The organism is Enterococcus sp. C65 (assembly GCF_040887165.1).
GTDB lineage: Bacteria > Bacillota > Bacilli > Lactobacillales > Enterococcaceae > Enterococcus_B > Enterococcus_B hirae.
Map to the genome: position 1 here is coordinate 41,941 of NZ_JBFOFG010000002.1, position 20,978 is coordinate 62,918.

Here is a 20,978-nt window from a genome sequence, read left to right on the forward strand (position 1 = left end):
AGTTTGCTACAATAAAACCAGTAATTCGTGGAGTGTAAAAGATGGTAGCTAATCTCTTGAACAAGGGGTGATGCTTATGGTTAAAAGCTTTGTCCCTGGAAAGGAATAAAGTTGTCAGTGTATGAAGCAATACAACTCATGCTCGCGTTTGCGACATTTGTGTTGTTGTTAATTGACAAAAAAGACCAAAAAAGATAACCATCTAAACCACTTTTAGCCGAGTTTTTAGATGGTATATATACCCAAAAAATAAAGCTACCGTCTTTTTAACGGCACGAATTACTGATGAAGGGGTTGTTAGAGCAATCCCTTTTTCATTTTCCATTATAGCTTATCAATTGGAAAAAAGTAAAGCGGTTGATTAAAAAATAGTTTTAAAAAAATGAAGGCACACGAATCAAATATATGTCAGGTAAAAAATAACGTTATTATTTAAAATTAAAGTTAATGAGGATAGTAAGTTTGTACTAAATTTGCTACAATAAAACCAGTAAATCGTGGAGTGTAAAAGATGGTAGCTAATCTCTTAGATAAGGGGTGATGCTTATGGTTAAAAGCTTTGTCCCTGGAAAGGAATAAAGTTGTCAGTATATGAAGCAATACAACTCATGCTCGCATTTGCGACATTTGTGCTGTTGTTAATTGACAAAAAAGACCAAAAAAAATAACCATCTAAATCACTTTTAGCAGAGTTTTTAGATGGTTAATTACTTAAACAAAGCTACCGTCTTTTTAACGGCACGAATTACTGATGAAGGGGTTGTTTGCGCAATCCCTTTTTCACTGTTCATTATAGCTTATCGATTGGAAAAAAGTAAAGCGGTTGATTGAAAAAAAGTTTTTAAAACCATTAAGAAAATAGATTAAATAGTTTAAAAAAAAAATGAGGCATACGATGCACAAATCAACTAACTATCAGCTGAAAAATAACTATTTTATTTTAAGTTAAAGCTAATATTGATAGTAAGTTTTCGCTAAGTTTGCTACAATAAAACCAGTAATTCGTGGAGTGTAAAAGATGGTAGCTAATCTCTTAGATAAGGGGTGATGCTTATGGTTAAGAGTTTTATCCCTGGAAAGGAATAAAGTTGTCAGTATATGAAGCACTGCAACTCATGCTCGCATTTGCGACATTTGTGTTGTTGTTAATTGACAAAAAAGACCAAAAAAAATAACCATCTAAATCACTTTTAGCAGAAGTTTTAGATGGTCACCATTCTAAAAAGGCTACCGTCTTTTTAACGGCACGAGTTACTGATGAAGGGATTGTTTGCGCAATCCCTTTTTCATTTTCTATTATAGCTTACACATCAGAAAAAATAAAGCGGTTGATTAAGCGAAATAAGAGAAAATGATGAATATAGAAAGTAAATGGATCGAAGGTGTCTTGGTAGTTGTGAAAGACAGTGTTTATCGTAGAAGAAAAGGACATCTCACCGACTGATGAGATGCCCCGATAGGCTATTTTCTTAACTCTACAATGATTGTTGTCTTATTTCCAAAGCTCATCCAATTGTTTTTGGATATCTTTATTTTCTAAAAATTCATCATAGGTTGTATCTGCTCGATCGATAACGCCTTTATCAGAAACGGCAATGATACGATTAGCCAACGTTTGGATAAATTGATGGTCATGTGAAGCGAAAAGGATAGAGCCAGTAAAGGCCATCAAGCCATCGTTTAGTGCTGTAATCGACTCTAGATCTAAATGATTCGTAGGATCGTCTAAAACTAAGACATTTGCTTTAGAAAGCATCATTTTAGAAAGCATGCAACGCACTTTTTCACCACCAGAAAGGACATTGACAGGTTTTAATACTTCTTCCCCAGAAAATAGCATGCGTCCTAAAAAGCTTCGTAAAAACGTATTATCGTCTTCTTCTTTACTTGCATACTGACGTAACCAATCTAAGATCGTCAATTCATTATCAAATTCTTTCGTTGTATCTTTTGGTAGATAAGAATTGCTCGTTGTTACGCCCCATCTTACAGTTCCAGTATCAGGAGTGATCTCACCCATGATTACTTTAAACAAAGTTGTAGTTGTAATATCATTTTCAGCAACAAACGCAACTTTATCTTCTTTGCTTAAATTAAATGATATATCATTTAATATTTTCTTACCGTCGATCGTTACACTCACATTTTCGACCTGTAAAAGATCATTACCGATTTCACGTTCTGGTTTAAATCCAACGAATGGATAACGACGTGAAGAAGGTTGAATATCGTCAAGAGTAATTTTTTCTAACATTTTCTTACGAGAAGTTGCCTGTTTAGATTTTGAAGCATTCGCACTAAAACGAGCAATAAATTCTTGTAGTTCTTTGATTTGTTCCTCTTTTTTGGCATTGGCATTTGCTTGTAATTTTGCAGCAAGTTGACTTGATTCTAACCAAAAATCATAGTTACCAACGTATAATTTGATTTTTCCAAAATCTAAATCTGCCATATGGGTACATACTTTATTTAAGAAATGACGGTCATGAGAAACAACGATAACCGTATTTTCAAATTCAATTAAAAATTCTTCTAACCAGTTGATGGATTGGATATCTAATCCATTCGTAGGCTCATCAAGGAGTAACACATCCGGTTTACCAAACAATGTTTGAGCTAAAAGTACTTTGACTTTTTGACCACCAGTAAGTTCACTCATCAATTGATGGTGCAATTCTTCTGGAATATTCAGTCCTTGTAGTAAAACAGCAGCTTCAGGTTCAGCTTCCCAACCATTTAATTCAGCAAACTCGCCTTCTAATTCAGCTGCTCGGATACCATCTTCATCAGTGAAATCTTCTTTCATATAGATAGCGTCTTTTTCTTTCATAACTTCGTATAAACGCTTATGTCCCATAATAACTGTTTCTAAAACTGTATATTCTTCATAGTCATAATGGTTTTGTTTCAATACAGCCATTCGCTCATCTGGTCCCATGGAAACAGTCCCTGTAGAAGGTTGTAAGTCTCCTGATAATACTTTAAGGAACGTTGATTTACCTGCACCATTTGCACCTATTAAGCCATAGCAATTTCCTGGAGTAAATTTAATATTAACATCATCAAATAGTTTGCGGTCTGAAAAGTGCAAACTTACATCATTTACAGTAATCAATTTTTTTCCTCACTTTATCTTTATAATATTTAACGAGCCTCCTAGAATTATATAGGGGAAAAGAGAAAGTTTCAAGGTAATCAATTATTCTTTGTGTTTCACGTGGAACATGGGAATAAAAAATACTAAAAAATTATGAAAGAGTGAAAAAATTTGTACTTATGAAGCAATAATGAGGTTCGAAGATATCTAAGATAGAAAGGCAAAATGCTCGTTTATTTAGTAGAAGAATAAGTTGGTAGTGAATATACGCAAATTATAAGAAGTAGTAGCTTTTACTAAAAATGATAGTAGCAAAAGCTGATCAGAAGAGAAATTACTTTTGCTTTTCATCACCAGCATATGTTTTGACGTTATTTAAAGAGAGCGTTAGTATAATAATAGATTAAAATGAAAGTTGGAATGAAAATGAATGAAAGAAAAACACTAGACTGGGGATCATTAATTTTAGGGATTTTATTTGTCCTTGTTTCATTAATCTCTTTTCAAGATCCTGTTGGTAATTTAGTGGCGATTGTCGTTGTTTTTGCTATTTTTGCCTTTTTAAAAGGAATTTTTGAATTATTTGTACGAAATCGCATGAAAGAATTGACAGGATATAAAGGGAAAATGCCGTTGGTTATTGGTATCATTGATATTTTAGTCGGGATTTTCTTCTTGTTCAATATTGGTGCAGGAGTAGTTGCTTTACCGTTTGTTTTTGCCATTTGGTTTATTGCCGACTCTATCTTAGCTTTATTTACAGCTGATTTAGCGAAAGGTTATAGCACAGGCTACTATTGGTTTACAGTAATCATCAATATTTTGGGTGTGGTATTAGGATGTATACTATTGTTTAATCCTATTTCCTCCGCTTTGACTTTAAGTTTTCTTGTCGGTTTTTATTTTATGCTCTTTGGGATCAACCATATCGTATATGCTTTCAGATAAACAAAGTAAAGTATATAAAGAAGCAATCAGGCTGAATTTTCCTGGTTGCTTCTTTTTTATAGTTGATATGTCTGAATCTCTCAAAGAGTAGAGGTTCAATTATTTCCTTTTTTCATATAATTCATTCAATACAGGTAAATCATGCACTTCGTATTTTTCTTTGAATTGTTTGATTTCTTCTTCTGTATATTTTCTTGGATCAAGATGAAGATCTTCAACCGGTAAAGGACGTTTGTTATTGATTTTTACATCAATTACTACTGGTCGTTGGGATTTTTTAGCGGCATCAAATGCAGGTCTTAATTGATGATACTCAGTAATCGTGAAACCGTCAGCTCCCAGTGCTTCGCTCGCTTTTCCGAAGTCAGCCTCTTCTAAAAACACACCAAATTTTTTCTGTTCAGTATCTTCTTGTTCTGCTTCAATAAACCCAAACGATGTATTCGATAAAACCACATTAATAATCGGTAGTTGGTATTTCACTTGTGTAATGATATCTTGCATCACCATTGCAAAACCACCATCACCGCTTAAAGTAAAGACTTGTCGATCAGGATAACTTAATTGTGCGGCAATGCCACCTGGAACACCATTCCCCATTGTAGCGAACCAACCAGAGGTCGTGTGTTTTTGTTTGCCGTTCATGTCTAATAATCGAATGGAATGGATCGTCGTATTCCCAACATCTGTTACAAAAATCGCATCTTCTTCAGCAATCCGATTGATTTCTTTATAAACAGCTTCAGGACGAATCGGTTGGTCTTCAAGGTCAGCGAATGAGTTTAACCAGTTTACCCAATTCGCTTTGTTTTCTTGGTTGGCTAGATACCAGCGATCTTCAGGACGTGGTTCGCCCAGCTGTGTTAATCTAGCTAATGTGGTATTGGCATCCCCTAAAATGGTATGAGAGGTAGCATGTCTTCGACCAAACTTTGAAGCATCGATGTCCACTTGGATAAATTCAGCCTCTGGGTTAAAGAACGCACGACCAAAAGGAAAGTCACTACCCATAAATAAAATCAAGTCGGCCTCTGCTAATGCTTCATTTGCAGGTTTTGTGGCCACACGTCCAGCAAAGCCTAGAAAGTTTTTATAGTTATCTGGAATGATGCCTTTCGCTAAAACAGAAGCAACAACTGGCATGGAAAAGTGTTCTGTAAAATCTTTGATTTGTGAAAAGCCATTACGAGTGCCTTGTCCAATGTAAAGTACAGGCTTTTTAGCTTTTTCAATAAAAGGAAGAGCAGCAATTACATCTTTTTCATCAGGAAGGATAGTACCTGTTTTATGAGTAGCTGCGTTAGATATTTTCTCTTCTTCAATGTCTGCAAAACCTAAATCAACAGGAATGGTTACAATAGCTACTCCTTTATTTTCATAGGCTGCTTTAATTGCTTCGTCCACGACATGAGGTAAACTTTCAGGTGTCATAACTGTCCGGTTATAGACACTAACATCTGCAAAAATTGGATTTTCATTTAATTCTTGGAAAGAGTTATAGTTCATAGCAGTAGTTGCAACTTGTCCAAGCAACGCAACAACTGGAACATGATCCATTTGTGCATCATACAAACCATTGATCAAATGCGTGGCACCTGGTCCAGCAGAACCAAAAACAGCCCCAACTTTTCCTGTTAGTTTCGCATCGGCTGCTGCGGCTAGCGCTCCTACTTCTTCGTGACGTACTTGGATATATTTTATTTGATCTTTTTCATGATAAAGAGCATCCATGATTGAATTAAACGAACCACCAGGAATCCCATAAATGTGCTCGATTCCCCAACTTTCCATTACTTTGACCATTGCGATACCAGCATTGATTGTTGCCATATTCTCCCACTCCTTTATCAAATGAATGATAAAATTTTGTAACTTTATTAATTAAAGTATAGTGCTTTAAGAATAAAAGCCCAACTGATTCGCTTTTTTACACAAACAGTAGTCATGATTTTTTGAATATGCTAGAGTAATAAGTAAAGGCACGAAAGGAGAATAAAATGACAGAATGGCTACTAAGCTTAGCCCCGTGGCAACAAGCATTAGCGGGGACAGCATTTACGTATTTTATGACAGCTCTGGGGGCTGGGTTGGTATTTTTCTTTAAAGAAATCAAAAAAGAAGTATTGAATCTCATGCTTGGTTTTGCTTCGGGGGTCATGATTGCTGCTAGTTTTTGGTCATTGCTTGATCCTGCGATTACAAAAGCTGAAGAAAATGGCGATATCGCTTGGCTGGTCGTTAGTATTGGTTTTGGATTAGGTGGCGTCTTTCTGTACATTGCTGATAAAACGCTTCCTCATATGCATTTTGGCCCACAGCACGAAAAAGAAGGCCTACCTACGCATTTAAAACGAACAATCTTATTAGTTTTTTCGATCACCTTGCACAATATCCCTGAAGGTTTGGCTGTAGGGGTGGCATTTGGGGCTGCCAGTACAGCCGATAATCCAACAGCGGCCGTTTTGGCAGCCATTTCGGTTGCATTGGGTATTGGAATTCAGAATTTTCCGGAAGGTGCAGCTGTTTCGATTCCTTTAAGACAGGAAGGCTTGAGTCGAACAAAGGCATTTATATATGGACAAGCTTCAGGTATTGTTGAACCGATCGCAGGTGTGATTGGCGCAGTGCTAGTGACACGAGTAACCATCCTTTTACCTTATGCACTGGCATTTGCAGCAGGTGCGATGATCTATGTGGTTGTTGAGGAATTAATTCCCGAAGCCCAACAAACATTATCAAGTAAACGGCATTTTGCCGTTTTTGGGGTGATGTTAGGTTTTATCATTATGATGGTACTAGATGTAGCTTTAGGGTAATGCCATCAAATGATATATCATTTTGAACAACTGATAAAAATATAACGAAAAAAGCAGCACAAGACTGGGGAATCTGTCGTGTGCTGCTTTTTTCAATATTAGTAATATTTTCGATGATGTCGACGATTTGTTCCAGAAATTACACGAATTAGCCAAATAATGATTGCAATAGGAATGAGTAATTTAATTGCAAACCATAAAATACTAGTAAAAAGGCTAATTACAAAACTACCTATAATCAATACCATTATTAGCATGAAAATAGTTGAAAAAGTATTTCTTTGTCCCATACAAACCCCTCATTTCTTGCTAGTTCCCAAAATAAGTTAAATTTAATAAAAATGTACTTAGAACTTAGCTTATTTATTAGAGAACTACGATAGTTAAATCCTCTTGTTTCATTGAGTATAGCAGTATAAAGTGAGCATTACCTCCAACTATAGACTGATTTAGTTGCTTTTTTCTAGCTATCTTTACTACAATAAGTCAGAAAAGGAGGCAAAAATATGCCAAAAAATCGTTTAGAAGCTTTTACCGATGCAGTTATCGCGATCATTATGACTATCTTGGTCTTAGAGCTTCACCAGCCGAACACTGACACCTGGCAAGCGCTAAGTGCCTTAGGATATCGTTTTATGATCTATATTGTCAGCTTTTTTACATTGGTCATCTATTGGAATAATCATCATCATATGTTTCAAGTCGTTCATAAAGTAAATTGGCGAGTTTTATGGGCGAATAGCTTTTTTATCTTTGCTTTATCATTTTTTCCCTTTGTCACGTCTTGGATCAGCGAGTATAGTCATAGTTTAGCGCCAGAAATCACATACGGTGTAGTAACTTTAGGAGCTAATATTGCTTACTATATTTTAGCAAGAGAGTTGGTTCAGTCTGATCCTAAAAATAAAAAGAATATCAAAGAATTACTAGATAACTATCGAAAATCCTACTGGTCAATTGGGTTAAATATTTTAGGAATTATTTTAGGCTATGTCATTACACCAATAGCTGTTTTAGTAACGAATGCTGTGATTTTACTTGGTTGGCTGATTCCTAGCCGTAAAATCGAATCTCAATATAGTAATTAAAGATGTTCAAAAAAATTAAGAGAAATATAACAAAAAGATAAAAAAATGGTCGAACTTCTAGAGGAAAATCTTCCTTGAAGAGGGATGCTTATGATCAATCAAAAAAAATTGAATATCGGTCTAACTACGAGCATGATAACGATCCTTATCTATATAGATCATCGGCAATGTAGTTTATTGGTTATTTTGTTATCTATGATGATTCCATTTGTTGTAGCATTAAAGAAGTAAGTAGCGTTTATTTTTGATCCCGGATCTTTCAGTCTAAAGAATTGAAAGATCCGGGATTCGTTGTATCTAATTATACACAGATACGTATCAGAGAGGTAATCTGTTCCGAAAGTTTTCCACAGGGGATAACGAAAACGAAAAGTTCCAACCTATTGATAAAAGCAGGTATACAATATTTTTGTATAAATATTAAATGAATAGGCAGACAACAATTTATATAGATTAATCCATCTGATTAAATAACTTTTAGTTTTTGCGTATAGTGTTATTTTATCTTTTTAAAATAACGGATTTAATAATTGGTTTATTTTTTTCACAAGAAGAATCAAATAAATTAGGAAAAATGACAAAAAACAAAGGAAACAAGCCGTCTCGAATTAAATAGTTAGTATAAAAGATCAATGGTCGAGTGGGAGAAGAAAAAAATAAACAGAAAAGTTATTCGAGGTTCTTTCCATTGAAAAAGATAAAAGCCAATTAAATATACCTTGTAGGGGTATATTTAATTGGTCAGTCTGTTGTATGAGTGGCACTTGCGACAGGATAATTTTTTTTATAAGCAAAGTAGCGTGCTTCTTTTTTTGCTAAGCCAAAAGAATCAGAGAGCTGTAAATTTTGAGGTGAGAATTGTATGCCGGGGATTGAAAATGTCTGTTTTTGTTTGTCTATAATTGAAATAGAAAAGTTGATTTCTTCTTGTTCGGCATTTGCTAACGTCACATAAGAATGTCTGTCGAGATGGATACCAACTACTGTATAAATGCCCAGTAATTGAAGTTGATCTCCTTCAATTTTTACTAGTTCATCTTTTGTTGGCACATATTCCATCTTGGCTCCAGTAGTCATTTTCATTTCAGCTTTTGAAGTAACATCTTTTACAGGAGAAGCAAAGTATTCAATCATAAAAAATAAAGCAATTAAACCTAAAAAACTACTAACTATAATAATTGTTTTCTTCACCTTGGACACTCCCATCTAACAGTTATGACGTAAAAAAGTACATTTATGATAAAAATAGTTTTTTAATCATTAAAAATGGTATAATATATGCCTTTTTTTATTAATTTTTGTTATTAATTAATTGCTTTAAAAACAGTATAAATTTAAATATAAAAAAAATAAAGCATAAAATACTTAATTTTAGCAGTTTATTTTACTGAAGAAATGTTTCAATCAAATAATTTATTTCGCTAAAAAAATTTATTTAGTTATTTTTTAAAATGAGGAGGCGAATGATACTATTGTCTGTTGGCAAGATCAGCATTCTGTTTATTTGCAAGGTCTAAGGGCAAAAAAAGGCCATAGATGATCTATTTATAAAATTGGTAGATAGGATTGCTTATTTTTCATATTTTTTATACCCATTTTTACTATTTTTTTGAAAAAAAAATTCTAATTCGTTAAAAATTTTCTTTAAAATATAAATAGGAACATTCAAATAGAAAAAAGTGAATGCTTTTTTCTATTTGGTAAAAAGAGGGGAGGAAGTAAATGTTAAATATTTTATCGAAAAAAATGAAACGACAGTTACTTCTACTGGAATTGCTTTTTGAAGGAGAAACCTATCGCTTTCAAGATTTAGAATCTCAATTAAAGTGTTCTTCAAAAACATTGAGAAATGACTTGATGGATATCGATTCTTATGCAAAAGAAATTAATATACATACTGATCGTGAGAATGGGATATTTGCAGAAATTGCTCCTCATGTCACAGAAGAATATATTTACCGAATTATTATGAATGAATCGATTGAGTATCAATTTTTAGAAGCAATCGTGTTAAATAAATATACGAACTACTTGGAAGTAACGGAACAACTATTTATTTCAGAGAGCACTTTAAGACGAATGGTGAAGCGCATCAACCTTTCCTTAGAGCAATATCACTTAAGAATTCGAGGATTGATTCGATTAACGGGAAATACACAGTTAATTGAAAAGTTGACGATCCAGTTACTTTTAGAAAAATATGTGTGTTTAGAAGAGGCCTTCAATGAAGAAATTTGTCAAAAAAGTCGTCAATTATACTTAAAATACATAACGAATAATCAACTTCAAGATATAATTCGTAAACTGGAACACCGAAAACATAATCAGCTTTTATTTTATATTGCTATGAAAATTTACCAAGTAAAAAACGAAAAACAATTTATTGAAAAAGAGCAGAATAATCTTTTATGCCTAGAATCAAATGAGAAGCAAAATACTTCTTTATGGTTATCTCTTGAAGAGGATCAGGATCTGATAAAATACATCTTTGAACAGCCGTTTGTTTGTTCGCTACTGGATATACAGAACAGCAGCGATGACTACCAACAAAAACCTTATTTAACAAAGATGGTTGGGATATTGCTTGATTATTTGGAAATAAAATATCAGATCAAATGTGAAGAACGACAAGAAATCTGCTATAAAATAATTAATGATGGCGACTATATGGAAAATCTTTCTTTTATTTTATATGATAAACATCATCAGTTTTTAAAACAGATACTTCCAGAAATCGAAAGTATTCAAGTAGGACTAAAGAATTATTTAATTAACAAGGATCAAAAAGAGTTATTAAAGTATATGAAAAATGACGAATTTACCAGAAAATTAGTCGCTTTGTTACTTGTCTACTGGCATGATCTACTAAAAAAGATTGAAACGAGTAAACAAATTAGGGCTTTGATTGTAACCAATTCTGAACAATATGCTAGCTACATTATTGCAAAGCTTGAGCTTTATCTAGGAGGACGATATCGTTTTGTAGCCAGCAAAACCCCAGTAGTTACAGATCAGATGCTACATAAGGAAAACTATGATTGTATTGTTTCCAATACGATGCTAAACAGGCAGTTCAATATCCCTATATTTGGTATTTCTATATATCCCAAATCAAGAGAAATTCAAAACTTGATTTTCTTTTATCAACAAACAAGAACAGAAATTACATAGCGTGTTTGATATTTATTAACTTTGAGACATTGTTAGTTTGAACATAGGTGGTCAATAAAGGGAAACGCTGATCAATGGTGAAGGAATATTCCTCAGATAAAAGAGACAAAAAGAAGAGATAGGTTAAAAGTTAACCTAATTTTAAGGGCTCTTTGTTAAATGATAGGATATTGGTAAAGAGAAATCTTAGAATCATTTGGACAGAAAGAAGAAAAACTTCTTTCTGTTCTTTTAGAGAAGAGAAATATATCCTCATTGTTTTGGTAGTAATTCAAGTAAGTTTGCAGTAAAAATTACTCATTTAATATTAATGAAAAGTTTAATGTACTTTGCTATTATGGACTGATTAATTAGGATACAGATGGAGGTTCTCAATGGAAGTACTGAGATTAGTTAGTCAATTTTATGCAATTATAGCGATACCCGTCTTTATTTTTTGTGGTTTTAGATTACGTAATCAAAGACGGGCTATGGAAAAGAAGAAAAAAAATAAAGTGAGTGAAATGTTCCCCGAACTTAGTAAAGAGGACTTAAAGCTGAGAAAAACAGCAATTATAAATTATCAAAATATGTATTTGAATACCACTTTTAAAAGAGGTATTCAAATGTTATTGACTGTTGCATTACTTGCAAGTATTATAGGCGCTTTGGTCACTAGTATGCTTTATCAAGATTTTTCGACTAGTTTCCTATTTATCATTGGCTTAACCTTTTGTATTTTACTTCTTAGTATAATCGCTCCGTCAAGTCAGAAACAAGCACAGTTTTGGGAGAATTATCTAAATCAACATCCCGATAATCCATTGAAAATCGTTCTGTTGGACAGGGAAGATGTCGAAAAGATAACTGCAATAAGAAAAAAACAAGTTATTAACTTTATGGTCATCGAGTTAGCTTTTCTGATTTTTTACGTTCTTTATTTTTAGCAAGTTCCCCGTTTTTATACGAATAATCAATTGATTGTCAAAAATAAGAGGGGGAAGAAATTAAACGATTGACTGGAATGGAAATAGAAAGAATTTTATCAAAAGGCTAAAAAATAAGTGTGATAATGAAAAACAGCCAACAAACATTGATTTAACAACGTTTGTTGGCTGTTTTTCATTATTCCCACTCCACAGTTGCAGGTGGTTTAGAAGTGATGTCGTACACGATACGGTTGACGTGAGCGACTTCGTTTACGATGCGGACAGAGATTTTTTGTAAAACATCCCATGGGATACGGGCAAAGTCTGCTGTCATCCCATCAATAGAAGTGACTGCACGGATACCTACTGTATAGTCGTAAGTACGGCCATCGCCCATTACGCCGACAGAGCGGATTCCTGGTAGAACAGTGAAATATTGCCAAATGTCACGATCTAAGCCAGCTGCTGCGATTTCTTCACGTAAGATCGCATCTGATTCACGGACGATTTCTAGTTTTTCTTCACTGATTTCACCCAAGACACGGATACCTAGACCAGGACCTGGGAAAGGTTGACGCCAAACGATTGAATCTGGCATTCCTAGTTGTGTTCCTAATTCACGGACTTCATCTTTGAATAATGTGTTCAAAGGTTCAATCAATTGGAATTGCATGTCTTCTGGTAGTCCACCCACGTTATGGTGAGATTTGATCGTTTGAGCAGTTTCCGTTCCACTTTCGATCACATCAGTATAAAGTGTTCCTTGGGCTAAGAAAGCAATTCCTTCTTCTCCCGCTAATTTTGTTGCTTCATCATCAAAAACATACACAAATTCATTACCAATGATTTTACGTTTTTGCTCAGGATCAGAAACGCCGGCTAACTTGTCTAAGAAACGTTTTCTTGCATCCACTTTGATAATATTTAGACCAAATTTCCCGCCTAAACTTTCCATTACTTGGTCTGCTTCACCTTTACGCAATAAACCATGGTCAACAAAGATGGAAGTTAGCTGATCACCGATTGCTTTTTGTAGAAGAACACCAACGACACTAGAATCCACGCCGCCAGAAAGTCCAAGCAATACTTTTTTATCGCCAACTTGTTCACGAATTTTTTCGATTTGCATATCGATGAAGTTATTCATTGTCCAGTTTCCTTCACAATGACAAACATCAAAAGCAAAATGACGGAGTAATTCGATTCCGTATTCAGAATGACGAACTTCTGCATGGAATTGGATACCATAGAAATTACGTTTTGTATCTTGGATGGATGCGATCGGGCAGTCTTTACTTGTACCAACGATTTCAAATCCTTCAGGAACTTGGGTTACTAAGTCCCCGTGGCTCATCCAAACGGTTTGTTGTTTAGGTGTGTCATTGAACAATACTGCATCGTCACTGGTTACTTCTAACTGAGCTTTTCCGTATTCACGGTTTTTAGCTGGTTCAACTTTCCCACCTAGCTTATACGTAATCAATTGCATACCGTAGCAAATACCCAATACAGGAATCCCTAAGTTAAAGATTTCTGGATCGATTCCAAAAGCATTTTCATCATACACACTGTTAGGACCACCGGAAAGAATGATTCCTTTTGGATTCATTGCTTTTACTTCTTCAGCAGAAACCCGATGGCTCAATAATTCAGAAAAAACTCCTAAATCACGGATGCGTCGTGTAATCAATTGGTTATACTGGCTACCGTAGTCTAATACGATAATCTTTTCAACGTTTGTCATGTCGGCAACGTTTGTCACATTTATTACCCCTATCCCTTTAAATTTTATCTCAAAATAGAATAAACTATTTTAAAATGCTAATATTTTCGCATGAAAATCGAATCAATAATATGATTTTCAGTTTTATGGAGAATTATATCTGCTCTGCCACGAGTAGGCAAGATATATTCGTTTAAATTTTTCAAATTCACATTTTTCCATACTTCTTGCGCCATTTTAAATGCATCGTCACGATCGCCAATAGCAAATTGATAGTAATAATTTTGTGGATTTTGAAAAGCGGTGTCGAGTAAGGCACCGAATCGATCTAAATACCATTTTTCAATTAATGATGAATCAGCATCAACATAAACAGAAAAATCAAAAAAATCACTGACATAGATTTGTTGATTAGCAGGCAGTTGCAGCGTGTTGATTCCTTCAACAATCAGAATATCAGGTTGTTGGATCAATTCATATTCGCCAGGAATGATATTGTAAATGTCATGTGAATAAACAGGTACTTTTATTTCTTCCTGACCGGATTTTACTCGATTAAGAAAATCGATCAACATCTCCATATCATAACTTTCTGGGAACCCTTTACGATTCATGATCCCTCGTTCTTTTAACGTTTCATTAGGATATAAAAAACCATCAGTTGTAATCAACTGAACATTCCTGCGTTTAAATGTACGTGATAAGATCGTTTGTAACAGGCGAGCTGTTGTGCTTTTTCCAACGGCAACACTCCCAGCAATTCCAATAATAAATGGCGGTACTTCGACATATTTATGAAGAAATAGACCTTTACTTAACGAAAGAGATTCAAATTCTTTCATATATAGATAAATCAAATGAGCAAGAGGAACATAGATATCTCGAACATCTTGCATTGAAATACGGTCATTTAAACTTTTGATGTTATCTAGCTCGTCTTGGGTCAAAGGTGCTTGTCCATTACGATAAAATTCACGCCATTCTTCTCTTGCCACACGGTAGTAGTTCATTGGATCATTCATAATAGCCTCCTGCATTCTCCCATCAATGGAATCATTTTAACATAAAACACGGCTAAACCCCACCACTAAACGAGAATGGTTATAAGTCTCTTATTTTTAAGTGAATAACTGTTAACTGAATAAATAAAAAGGATGACATATCAAAATTCATTCTGTTCGTGTTTCTGATCAACTATTTATTTAAACTAGGAAAAATAGACATTGCATGCCAATTGATAAAAGGATAGACTAAGAAACAAGAAACAAGAAACAAGAAACAAGAAACAATATAAAAAGGATGAACGATATGACGAATCATTATTATTCGCAAGAGCCAACGACAGAACATGACTTTGAACAATGGTCATTTGAATTAAAAGGAAAAAACTTCCAATTTGTAACAGATTCAGGAGTATTTTCACGTGAAACAGTCGACTTTGGTTCACGAGTGTTAATTGATACCTTTAATTGGGAAGAGCTGCCAGCTGATGGCAAAATTTTGGATGTTGGTTGTGGCTATGGTCCGATTGGATTGGCGATCGCTTTTGCTAGTCAGCGATTTGTTGAGATGGTCGATATTAACTCTCGGGCAGTAGAATTAGCTCAAGGAAATGCGAACCGCAATGGGATCAAACAGGTGGATATTCATCAATCGAATATCTATGAAGCAGTTCATGAAGAAACTTATGCAGCAATCGTCAGCAATCCGCCAATTCGTGCCGGTAAAAAAGTGGTACACGAAATTTTAACCGAAGCATATCCAAGGTTAAAATCGGGTGGAACACTAACCATTGTCATTCAAAAAAAACAAGGGGCTCCTAGTGCAAAAAGCAAAATGGCAGAGACCTTTGGGAATGCTGAAATCGTCCATAAAGAGAAAGGGTACTATATCATCAAAAGTATCAAAGAATAACTGTTTGATTGTGGGTGTTTGAGACTAAATAAAAAGCTATGACAAAATAACACACTCTAAAAGCAACCGAAGAATCCTAAAATAGAAGTAACTATTTGCGGGTCCTTCGGTTTATTTTTGTCCCTTTCTTTCTATTAAAAAACAGGCGATAGGTACTCTAGGTCATGGGAATATGGAGATCGTAAAAAAGTTGATGAAAGGAGTGAGACACTTCGCTAACTAGTGGAACTTTTTCCTATTGAAAAGTGGCGTATTTCAAGGAGCTAATAATTGAATAACGTTTCTTCCTTTTTTAGAAAACAAAACTAGCATGGTATTGAAAAATTTGAGTGACTTGAAAGGAGAATAAAAAAATGACACAAACCAGAATGATAGTAGATACTAAATCTATTTTAGAATTACCCATGTATAACCAGGAAAACGTATTAAGGTATTTAGAAAAAGACCATGTCGAAATGGCTACAACATTTAAAGCATGGGAAGAAAAGGCGAAGGGGATCGTCCAGAACAATAAAACGAAAAGAGAAAAATTAAATAGCAAAAGAGAAAAAAGTGAAGTTCAGCCAGATGATCAACATGTTGCTTTAACAAATGAACTTTTAGATCTCTTAGATGGATTAGTACATCATGGTTTGCATCAGTATCGTCCCACACTAGTGTCTAAGTATAAAAATCTATTGATATGGAAAGATCAAGAAAAATTTGATTTCTTACTTAAGAATCGAGATGCTAAGAACGGGTTCACTCAAATCATGAACGACAAGCCTATGATTAAGCTTTACCAAAAAAAGCCAAAGAAATTTGCTCAGATCAAAAAAGGCTACCATTCTCAAAAAAACAACGATGTCCTATTTGTTGGAAACATGCTGCTGTTTGAACTACTTGATTTTTCTCGCTCAGAGAGGGAACAACTGGTAAAAGAATTTCTAACCCATACGATTCCCAACGATCAGCGACGAGACAACTTAAATCAAGAAATTCAAAATCGTCCTGCGGCAACGCTTGACAAGCTTTCACAGAGAAATAAAACAGTCTATTGGGAGTTTGTTAGTATCAGAAGTGTGGCAGATTATTCTAAAGTAAAACATGTGAAAGAACAAATTGATCATCAAGATGGATTGACTCCAGAAGAAAAACAGGCACTTCATAACGATTTAGATGCACGTATCGCCAAATTTAATAGTCAAGCTATACTGTTTGAAGAAGCAGTCGCGGATCTAAGTGAAAAAAATAAGGATTTACATAAGATGTTCAAAAAAGATGTACCACAAGAGCGAATTGACTTGCTCAAACGAATCAAAGATGAGTCAAATTTGGATTGGCTAACAAAGAATGTGTTGACCGAAGAATTAGTAAGAAAACAAGTGGCTCAAGAAAAACTAGATACATATAAAGCACTGATGAGTGACAAACAATTGACCCGAGAAGTGGTAGCTAGCATCAAACAAAGCAAAGAGTATTCAGAAGAAATAAAAAAAGCTCTCATTTCTGAAATTAATCCCTCAGAGGAAGCGAAAAAGAACAACATCAAAAAAATATCAGTTATCAAACAGGAATTTTTCATTAGAAAGCAACTGTTAGAAGTACTAAAAGAACGAGTGGCAACGGATAAAACCTATCAGCCGCTTTTTGAACAAATAGAAAAAGTCATGAATAGTAATGAAAAACAAAAGGAACATGTAACTGCTCAAAGTGATATCAAAGAGTGCCAAAAGTTTATAAGTGAAAATAAATGGGAAGAGGAAATGATTAAAAGAATCAATCAAGAGGAACGAATCCCTCCACATTTGAAAGTAATCGTTTTATCTGAGTTAAAGGAACCAACAGCAAAAAATCAACGAGTTGGTGGAGAAAATCGGCAAGATTCCACACTTGTTGCTCTTGTTTTAAAGTCTCACGTTCAAAATATACAACTAGGATACCAACAAGAGGTTTCTCAAAAGACGAAGAAGGAGCAACAAATTGATCATCGCATGATTAAATACGAACAAAAGTTACAAAAAATTCTAAAGATAAGAACAGGACTCTTTGATGCCATAAATAGATTTGAGAGCCAGGAGAAACAACTGATAGGGGATGGGGGAAAGATTTCTGTTCCCAAGGATGAACAAGAAAAAGGCAGTCAACAAGCTACGCTGACTAAAAAAGATTTGCAAGAGAATGAAGAGCAGAGGCTAGCTATGGATATCGGAGAGCTTCTTATGAAAGGAAATACGGCAGACTATTTTCAGGCAGTCGATAAACATGATTTAAACTTTTTAAATCTTAGGCAACAAGTAAGGCAAGATCCAAAGATTCCTATTGAAAATAAAAAACCTTTCCTTGAACAGCTAACAACGATGATCGCCACGGATCGAACGGCAGGTTATCAAAAAGAGCTTCAACTTTTTTCATCTGTTCGAGAAAAGATTCTAGAACTCCATAATGAAATCTTAAACGATCAGGAGATAGCTCATGATGAGAAAAAAATACTTCTCAAGCAGGTAGATGGAATGGTAGGAGCGATTGAAAAACGGGATTCTGAACATATAGCTGCTGATAATTTAGTAACCCAAAGTCAGAAGTCTTCTTTGAGTGAGAAAGTAACTAGTGCAATCAATAATAGAAAAGATCAATCGCTAGTTACTCAAGCCAATGAAAAAACTCCTATGAAAGAGAAGAACAATGACAGATAATCGGCAGTTACAGAAGTTTTTAAGAAGTCAGTTTAGGAAATTGGCACTTTCCAAGCTATTTATTTTTATTAGTGAATAAAAGATTTTTTCTTATTTTTTTCTATCTATTCTTTTTTATATGCTTTTGGTAAACTAAAAAAGAATTTACATCATAAAGGAGGAGAAGAAGTGAAACTAACGATCCGAGACATTGCAGAAATGGCAGGTGTTTCAGTCACCACTGTATCACAAATTTTAAATAATAAAGGGAGCCGCTTTAGTGATAAAACACGAAAAAAAGTCCTGAATATTGTTAACGAGCACCATTATAAACCAGATTACTTTGCCTCGAATGTGATCAATCGTCATTCTAAAACGATTGGTATGATCGTGCCAGATGTCACTGACTTCTTCTTTTCTAAATTGATTGAAGGGGTCGAGAGTTACTTGAATCCACTGGGGTATGTGATCATGCTTTGCAACTCTCGTCATAGTCAAGAAAATGAAATCAAGTATTTAAAAGAATTGGCTCATCGCTCAGTGGATGGAATCTTATTGGCTACGCCCAATGTTTTGCCAGATGACTATTCTTTAGATAGTGGTTTTTATAAAAATATGCCGATTATTTTGATTGATCGTGGATTGAATACCAGAGATAATGGTCGGTTGATCGTAAAAGAGTATGAGGGGGCTTATCAAGCAGTTTCTTTGTTTATTAAGAACGGTCATACCAAAATCGGTATGCTCAAAGAAACAACAGGCTATTACCAGTTAGAAGAACGGTTCAACGGGTATCGTCATGCACTAAAGGATCATGGAATCCCTTTCAATGGAAAGTATGTAGAACAAGGGGAGTTGACGGTCCAAGGGGGATACGAGGCGTCTAAACGGCTCTTAAAGCACAAAGATCTTACAGCAATTTTTTGTGGAAATGATGCAATGGCGATTGGTTGTTACCAAGCGATTGATGAATTAGGCAAAAAAATCCCCGATGATATTTCAGTTATTGGTTTCGATGGGTTGAAGTTATCCGAGTATATGATCCCTCAATTGACAACAGTGAAACAGCCAAGTTCTGATATTGGATTTTATGCCGCAAGATTTTTGATCGACACGATCGAGTTCCCACAACGCAAAGTTCCGAACAAAGTCTTTGAAACAAAATTAATTATTCGTGAGAGCATAAAAACATTGACAAAGGGATAACTCAGCGTTATATTGCTTATGTAAGTGTTTACAAAGGCGGTGAGTAGCTCTTTGTATTCTTAGTAAACTGGTTTACTAAAGTGGTTTACCTTTTGGAAAATTCCTGTATAATACCGAATGAAGACGAGGAGGATCAAGCAATGCGAATGGTGGATCTGATTGAAAAAAAGCGAGACGGAAATGAATTATCGACAAAAGAAATCGAGTATATTATTACAAAATACACGAATGGTGAAATTCCAGATTATCAAATCAGCGCATTGTTGATGGCGATCTTTTATCAAGATATGACCGATAGAGAAATCACGGATTTAACACTTGCCATTGCCCACTCAGGAGATGTCATTGATTTAAGTCCTTTAGATGGGATCAAAGTGGATAAACACTCTACAGGTGGTGTGGGAGATACGACAACGTTGATCTTAGCACCTTTAGTCGCAAGTGTGGGTGTTACAGTTGCCAAAATGTCTGGTAGAGGTTTGGGGTATACAGGTGGTACGCTGGATAAACTAGAAGCAATTCCTGGATTTCAAATCGAGCTTTCTGATGAAGCGTTTATCCGAATTGTCAATGAGAGTAAAGTAGCTGTTATTGGACAATCAGGAAATCTTGCACCAGCAGATAAAAAACTTTATGCTTTGCGGGATGTGACTGCGACAGTGGATTCGATTCCTTTGATTGCCAGTTCGATCATGAGTAAGAAAATTGCCGCAGGAGCAGACGCGATCGTTTTAGACGTGACGACAGGTGACGGCGCCTTTATGAAGAATATTGAAGATGCTAGACGTTTAGCAAAAACAATGACTAGTATTGGAAAATTAGCTCATCGTCAGACAGTAGCCGTAATTTCTGATATGTCTGAACCTCTTGGTGAAGCAATTGGTAATAGTCTTGAAGTTGTGGAAGCAATTGAAACGTTAAACGGCAATGGACCAGAAGACTTGCTGGAAATGTGTTATGCATTAGGGAGTCAGATGGTGGTCTTAGCCAATCAAGCAGCAACAATCGAAGAAGCTAGAAGTTTACTGCAAGAAGCACTAGAATCTGGCAAAGCCTTAGACAAATTTAAGGAAATGATCCGTAATCAAGGTGGAGATGACTCTATCGTAGACCAACCAGAACGGTTACTGACAGCTAAGTATGTTGTTGAGTTGCCAGCCAAATCGAGTGGTATTGTCTCAAAACTCGTTGCGAATGAGTTGGGGATTGCAGCTATGATGTTAGGTGCAGGACGCAAAACTAAAGAAGATGATATTGATCACGCAGTTGGTCTTAAATTAAATAAAAAAATTGGTGATTCTGTAAAAGAGGGAGAATCATTATTGACAATCTACAGTAATACAAAAGAGATTTCTTCTGTTCAAGAATTGCTCTATCAAAATATCCAAATTAGTGACTCGGCTGAAAAGCCTACATTGATACATGATATCATCACCGAATAAAAGGAGAGAAA

20 protein-coding genes are annotated in these 20,978 nt (G+C 35.0%); 14 read left to right on the plus strand and 6 right to left on the minus strand.

What is annotated here, in order from left to right:
- The first annotated feature begins 117 nt into the window (after positions 1-117).
- The 4 genes from AB3I12_RS02265 to AB3I12_RS02280 all read left to right on the plus strand — a co-directional run bounded on the left by AB3I12_RS02265 (position 118) and on the right by AB3I12_RS02280 (position 1,175).
- On the plus strand, positions 118-198 hold the full coding sequence (locus AB3I12_RS02265; RefSeq protein WP_368015523.1) for a putative holin-like toxin: 81 nt from the start codon (positions 118-120) through the stop codon (positions 196-198).
- 383 nt (positions 199-581) lie between these two features.
- Positions 582-668, plus strand: coding sequence for a putative holin-like toxin (locus AB3I12_RS02270; protein WP_223603319.1), 87 nt, complete (start codon positions 582-584; stop codon positions 666-668).
- A 31-nt stretch (positions 669-699) separates the two neighbouring features.
- Positions 700-831, plus strand: coding sequence for a hypothetical protein (locus AB3I12_RS02275; protein WP_368015487.1), 132 nt, complete (start codon positions 700-702; stop codon positions 829-831).
- A gap of 257 nt (positions 832-1,088) precedes the next feature.
- Positions 1,089-1,175: a putative holin-like toxin gene (locus AB3I12_RS02280; protein WP_367011286.1), complete on the plus strand. Its 87-nt coding sequence runs from the start codon at positions 1,089-1,091 to the stop codon at positions 1,173-1,175.
- Positions 1,176-1,492: 317 nt separating this feature from the next.
- Here AB3I12_RS02280 and AB3I12_RS02285 read toward each other — a convergent pair whose 3' ends face one another.
- Positions 1,493-3,115: an ABC-F family ATP-binding cassette domain-containing protein gene (locus AB3I12_RS02285; RefSeq protein ID WP_010720489.1), complete on the minus strand. Its 1,623-nt coding sequence runs from the start codon at positions 3,113-3,115 to the stop codon at positions 1,493-1,495.
- A gap of 408 nt (positions 3,116-3,523) precedes the next feature.
- Between AB3I12_RS02285 and AB3I12_RS02290 the strand changes: the two genes are divergently transcribed.
- Positions 3,524-4,045 (plus strand): HdeD family acid-resistance protein, encoded by a 522-nt coding sequence (locus AB3I12_RS02290; RefSeq protein ID WP_010720488.1) that lies wholly within the window; start codon positions 3,524-3,526, stop codon positions 4,043-4,045.
- A gap of 99 nt (positions 4,046-4,144) precedes the next feature.
- Here the strand turns inward: AB3I12_RS02290 and spxB are convergent, their stop codons facing one another.
- Positions 4,145-5,875: a pyruvate oxidase gene (spxB, locus tag AB3I12_RS02295; protein WP_063626390.1), complete on the minus strand. Its 1,731-nt coding sequence runs from the start codon at positions 5,873-5,875 to the stop codon at positions 4,145-4,147.
- 167 nt (positions 5,876-6,042) lie between these two features.
- Here spxB and AB3I12_RS02300 point away from each other — a divergent pair, with 167 nt between their 5' ends.
- Positions 6,043-6,861, plus strand: coding sequence for a ZIP family metal transporter (locus AB3I12_RS02300; protein WP_010720486.1), 819 nt, complete (start codon positions 6,043-6,045; stop codon positions 6,859-6,861).
- A 98-nt stretch (positions 6,862-6,959) separates the two neighbouring features.
- On the opposite strand, the gene AB3I12_RS02305 is transcribed toward AB3I12_RS02300, so the two are convergent.
- Entirely contained in the window at positions 6,960-7,151 is a 192-nt protein-coding gene (locus tag AB3I12_RS02305; RefSeq protein WP_063626391.1) for a hypothetical protein, read from the minus strand.
- 216 nt (positions 7,152-7,367) lie between these two features.
- On the opposite strand from AB3I12_RS02305, the gene AB3I12_RS02310 reads away from it, so the two are divergent.
- Together AB3I12_RS02310 and AB3I12_RS02315 are read left to right on the plus strand one after the other, a co-directional pair.
- Positions 7,368-7,949 (plus strand): TMEM175 family protein, encoded by a 582-nt coding sequence (locus AB3I12_RS02310; protein WP_010720484.1) that lies wholly within the window; start codon positions 7,368-7,370, stop codon positions 7,947-7,949.
- A gap of 90 nt (positions 7,950-8,039) precedes the next feature.
- Positions 8,040-8,180 carry a hypothetical protein gene (locus tag AB3I12_RS02315; protein WP_014834373.1) on the plus strand — a complete coding sequence of 47 codons (141 nt, stop codon included), beginning with the start codon at positions 8,040-8,042 and terminating at the stop codon, positions 8,178-8,180.
- A gap of 510 nt (positions 8,181-8,690) precedes the next feature.
- On the opposite strand, the gene AB3I12_RS02320 is transcribed toward AB3I12_RS02315, so the two are convergent.
- Complete coding sequence (locus AB3I12_RS02320; RefSeq protein ID WP_063626392.1) at positions 8,691-9,140, minus strand: hypothetical protein; 450 nt, start codon at positions 9,138-9,140, stop codon at positions 8,691-8,693.
- A 531-nt stretch (positions 9,141-9,671) separates the two neighbouring features.
- Between AB3I12_RS02320 and AB3I12_RS02325 the strand changes: the two genes are divergently transcribed.
- Positions 9,672-11,120, plus strand: coding sequence for a helix-turn-helix domain-containing protein (locus tag AB3I12_RS02325; protein ID WP_034697678.1), 1,449 nt, complete (start codon positions 9,672-9,674; stop codon positions 11,118-11,120).
- Positions 11,121-11,494: 374 nt separating this feature from the next.
- On the plus strand, positions 11,495-12,046 hold the full coding sequence (locus AB3I12_RS02330; RefSeq protein ID WP_010720481.1) for a hypothetical protein: 552 nt from the start codon (positions 11,495-11,497) through the stop codon (positions 12,044-12,046).
- Positions 12,047-12,224: 178 nt separating this feature from the next.
- Here AB3I12_RS02330 and guaA read toward each other — a convergent pair whose 3' ends face one another.
- Both guaA and coaA read right to left on the minus strand, forming a co-directional pair.
- Positions 12,225-13,790: a glutamine-hydrolyzing GMP synthase gene (gene guaA / locus AB3I12_RS02335; RefSeq protein ID WP_010720480.1), complete on the minus strand. Its 1,566-nt coding sequence runs from the start codon at positions 13,788-13,790 to the stop codon at positions 12,225-12,227.
- A 59-nt stretch (positions 13,791-13,849) separates the two neighbouring features.
- Positions 13,850-14,773: a type I pantothenate kinase gene (gene coaA, locus AB3I12_RS02340; RefSeq protein ID WP_010720479.1), complete on the minus strand. Its 924-nt coding sequence runs from the start codon at positions 14,771-14,773 to the stop codon at positions 13,850-13,852.
- A gap of 286 nt (positions 14,774-15,059) precedes the next feature.
- Between coaA and AB3I12_RS02345 the strand changes: the two genes are divergently transcribed.
- From AB3I12_RS02345 to AB3I12_RS02360, 4 genes are all read left to right on the plus strand, one after another.
- The gene (locus AB3I12_RS02345; protein WP_010736788.1) at positions 15,060-15,665 is read left to right on the plus strand and encodes a class I SAM-dependent methyltransferase; all 606 of its coding nucleotides are present in this window, start codon (positions 15,060-15,062) and stop codon (positions 15,663-15,665) included.
- 353 nt (positions 15,666-16,018) lie between these two features.
- Complete coding sequence (locus AB3I12_RS02350; protein ID WP_231105523.1) at positions 16,019-18,340, plus strand: hypothetical protein; 2,322 nt, start codon at positions 16,019-16,021, stop codon at positions 18,338-18,340.
- A 168-nt stretch (positions 18,341-18,508) separates the two neighbouring features.
- On the plus strand, positions 18,509-19,525 hold the full coding sequence (locus AB3I12_RS02355) for a LacI family DNA-binding transcriptional regulator (RefSeq protein ID WP_010720475.1): 1,017 nt from the start codon (positions 18,509-18,511) through the stop codon (positions 19,523-19,525).
- Between the two features lie 140 nt (positions 19,526-19,665).
- Positions 19,666-20,967: a pyrimidine-nucleoside phosphorylase gene (locus tag AB3I12_RS02360; RefSeq protein ID WP_063626393.1), complete on the plus strand. Its 1,302-nt coding sequence runs from the start codon at positions 19,666-19,668 to the stop codon at positions 20,965-20,967.
- Positions 20,968-20,978 lie beyond the last annotated feature (11 nt).

Bases quoted from the DNA above. Each gene is read 5' to 3' on its own strand.
- AB3I12_RS02275 (WP_368015487.1), top strand. From the start codon at position 700: ATGGTTAATTACTTAAACAAAGCTACCGTCTTTTTAACGGCACGAATT.
- AB3I12_RS02290 (WP_010720488.1), top strand. From the start codon at position 3,524: ATGAATGAAAGAAAAACACTAGACTGGGGATCATTAATTTTAGGGATT.
- spxB (WP_063626390.1), bottom strand. From the start codon at position 5,875: ATGGCAACAATCAATGCTGGTATCGCAATGGTCAAAGTAATGGAAAGT.
- AB3I12_RS02300 (WP_010720486.1), top strand. From the start codon at position 6,043: ATGACAGAATGGCTACTAAGCTTAGCCCCGTGGCAACAAGCATTAGCG.
- AB3I12_RS02305 (WP_063626391.1), bottom strand. From the start codon at position 7,151: ATGGGACAAAGAAATACTTTTTCAACTATTTTCATGCTAATAATGGTA.
- AB3I12_RS02310 (WP_010720484.1), top strand. From the start codon at position 7,368: ATGCCAAAAAATCGTTTAGAAGCTTTTACCGATGCAGTTATCGCGATC.
- AB3I12_RS02315 (WP_014834373.1), top strand. From the start codon at position 8,040: ATGATCAATCAAAAAAAATTGAATATCGGTCTAACTACGAGCATGATA.
- AB3I12_RS02325 (WP_034697678.1), top strand. From the start codon at position 9,672: ATGTTAAATATTTTATCGAAAAAAATGAAACGACAGTTACTTCTACTG.
- AB3I12_RS02330 (WP_010720481.1), top strand. From the start codon at position 11,495: ATGGAAGTACTGAGATTAGTTAGTCAATTTTATGCAATTATAGCGATA.
- coaA (WP_010720479.1), bottom strand. From the start codon at position 14,773: ATGAATGATCCAATGAACTACTACCGTGTGGCAAGAGAAGAATGGCGT.
- AB3I12_RS02345 (WP_010736788.1), top strand. From the start codon at position 15,060: ATGACGAATCATTATTATTCGCAAGAGCCAACGACAGAACATGACTTT.
- AB3I12_RS02350 (WP_231105523.1), top strand. From the start codon at position 16,019: ATGACACAAACCAGAATGATAGTAGATACTAAATCTATTTTAGAATTA.
- AB3I12_RS02360 (WP_063626393.1), top strand. From the start codon at position 19,666: ATGCGAATGGTGGATCTGATTGAAAAAAAGCGAGACGGAAATGAATTA.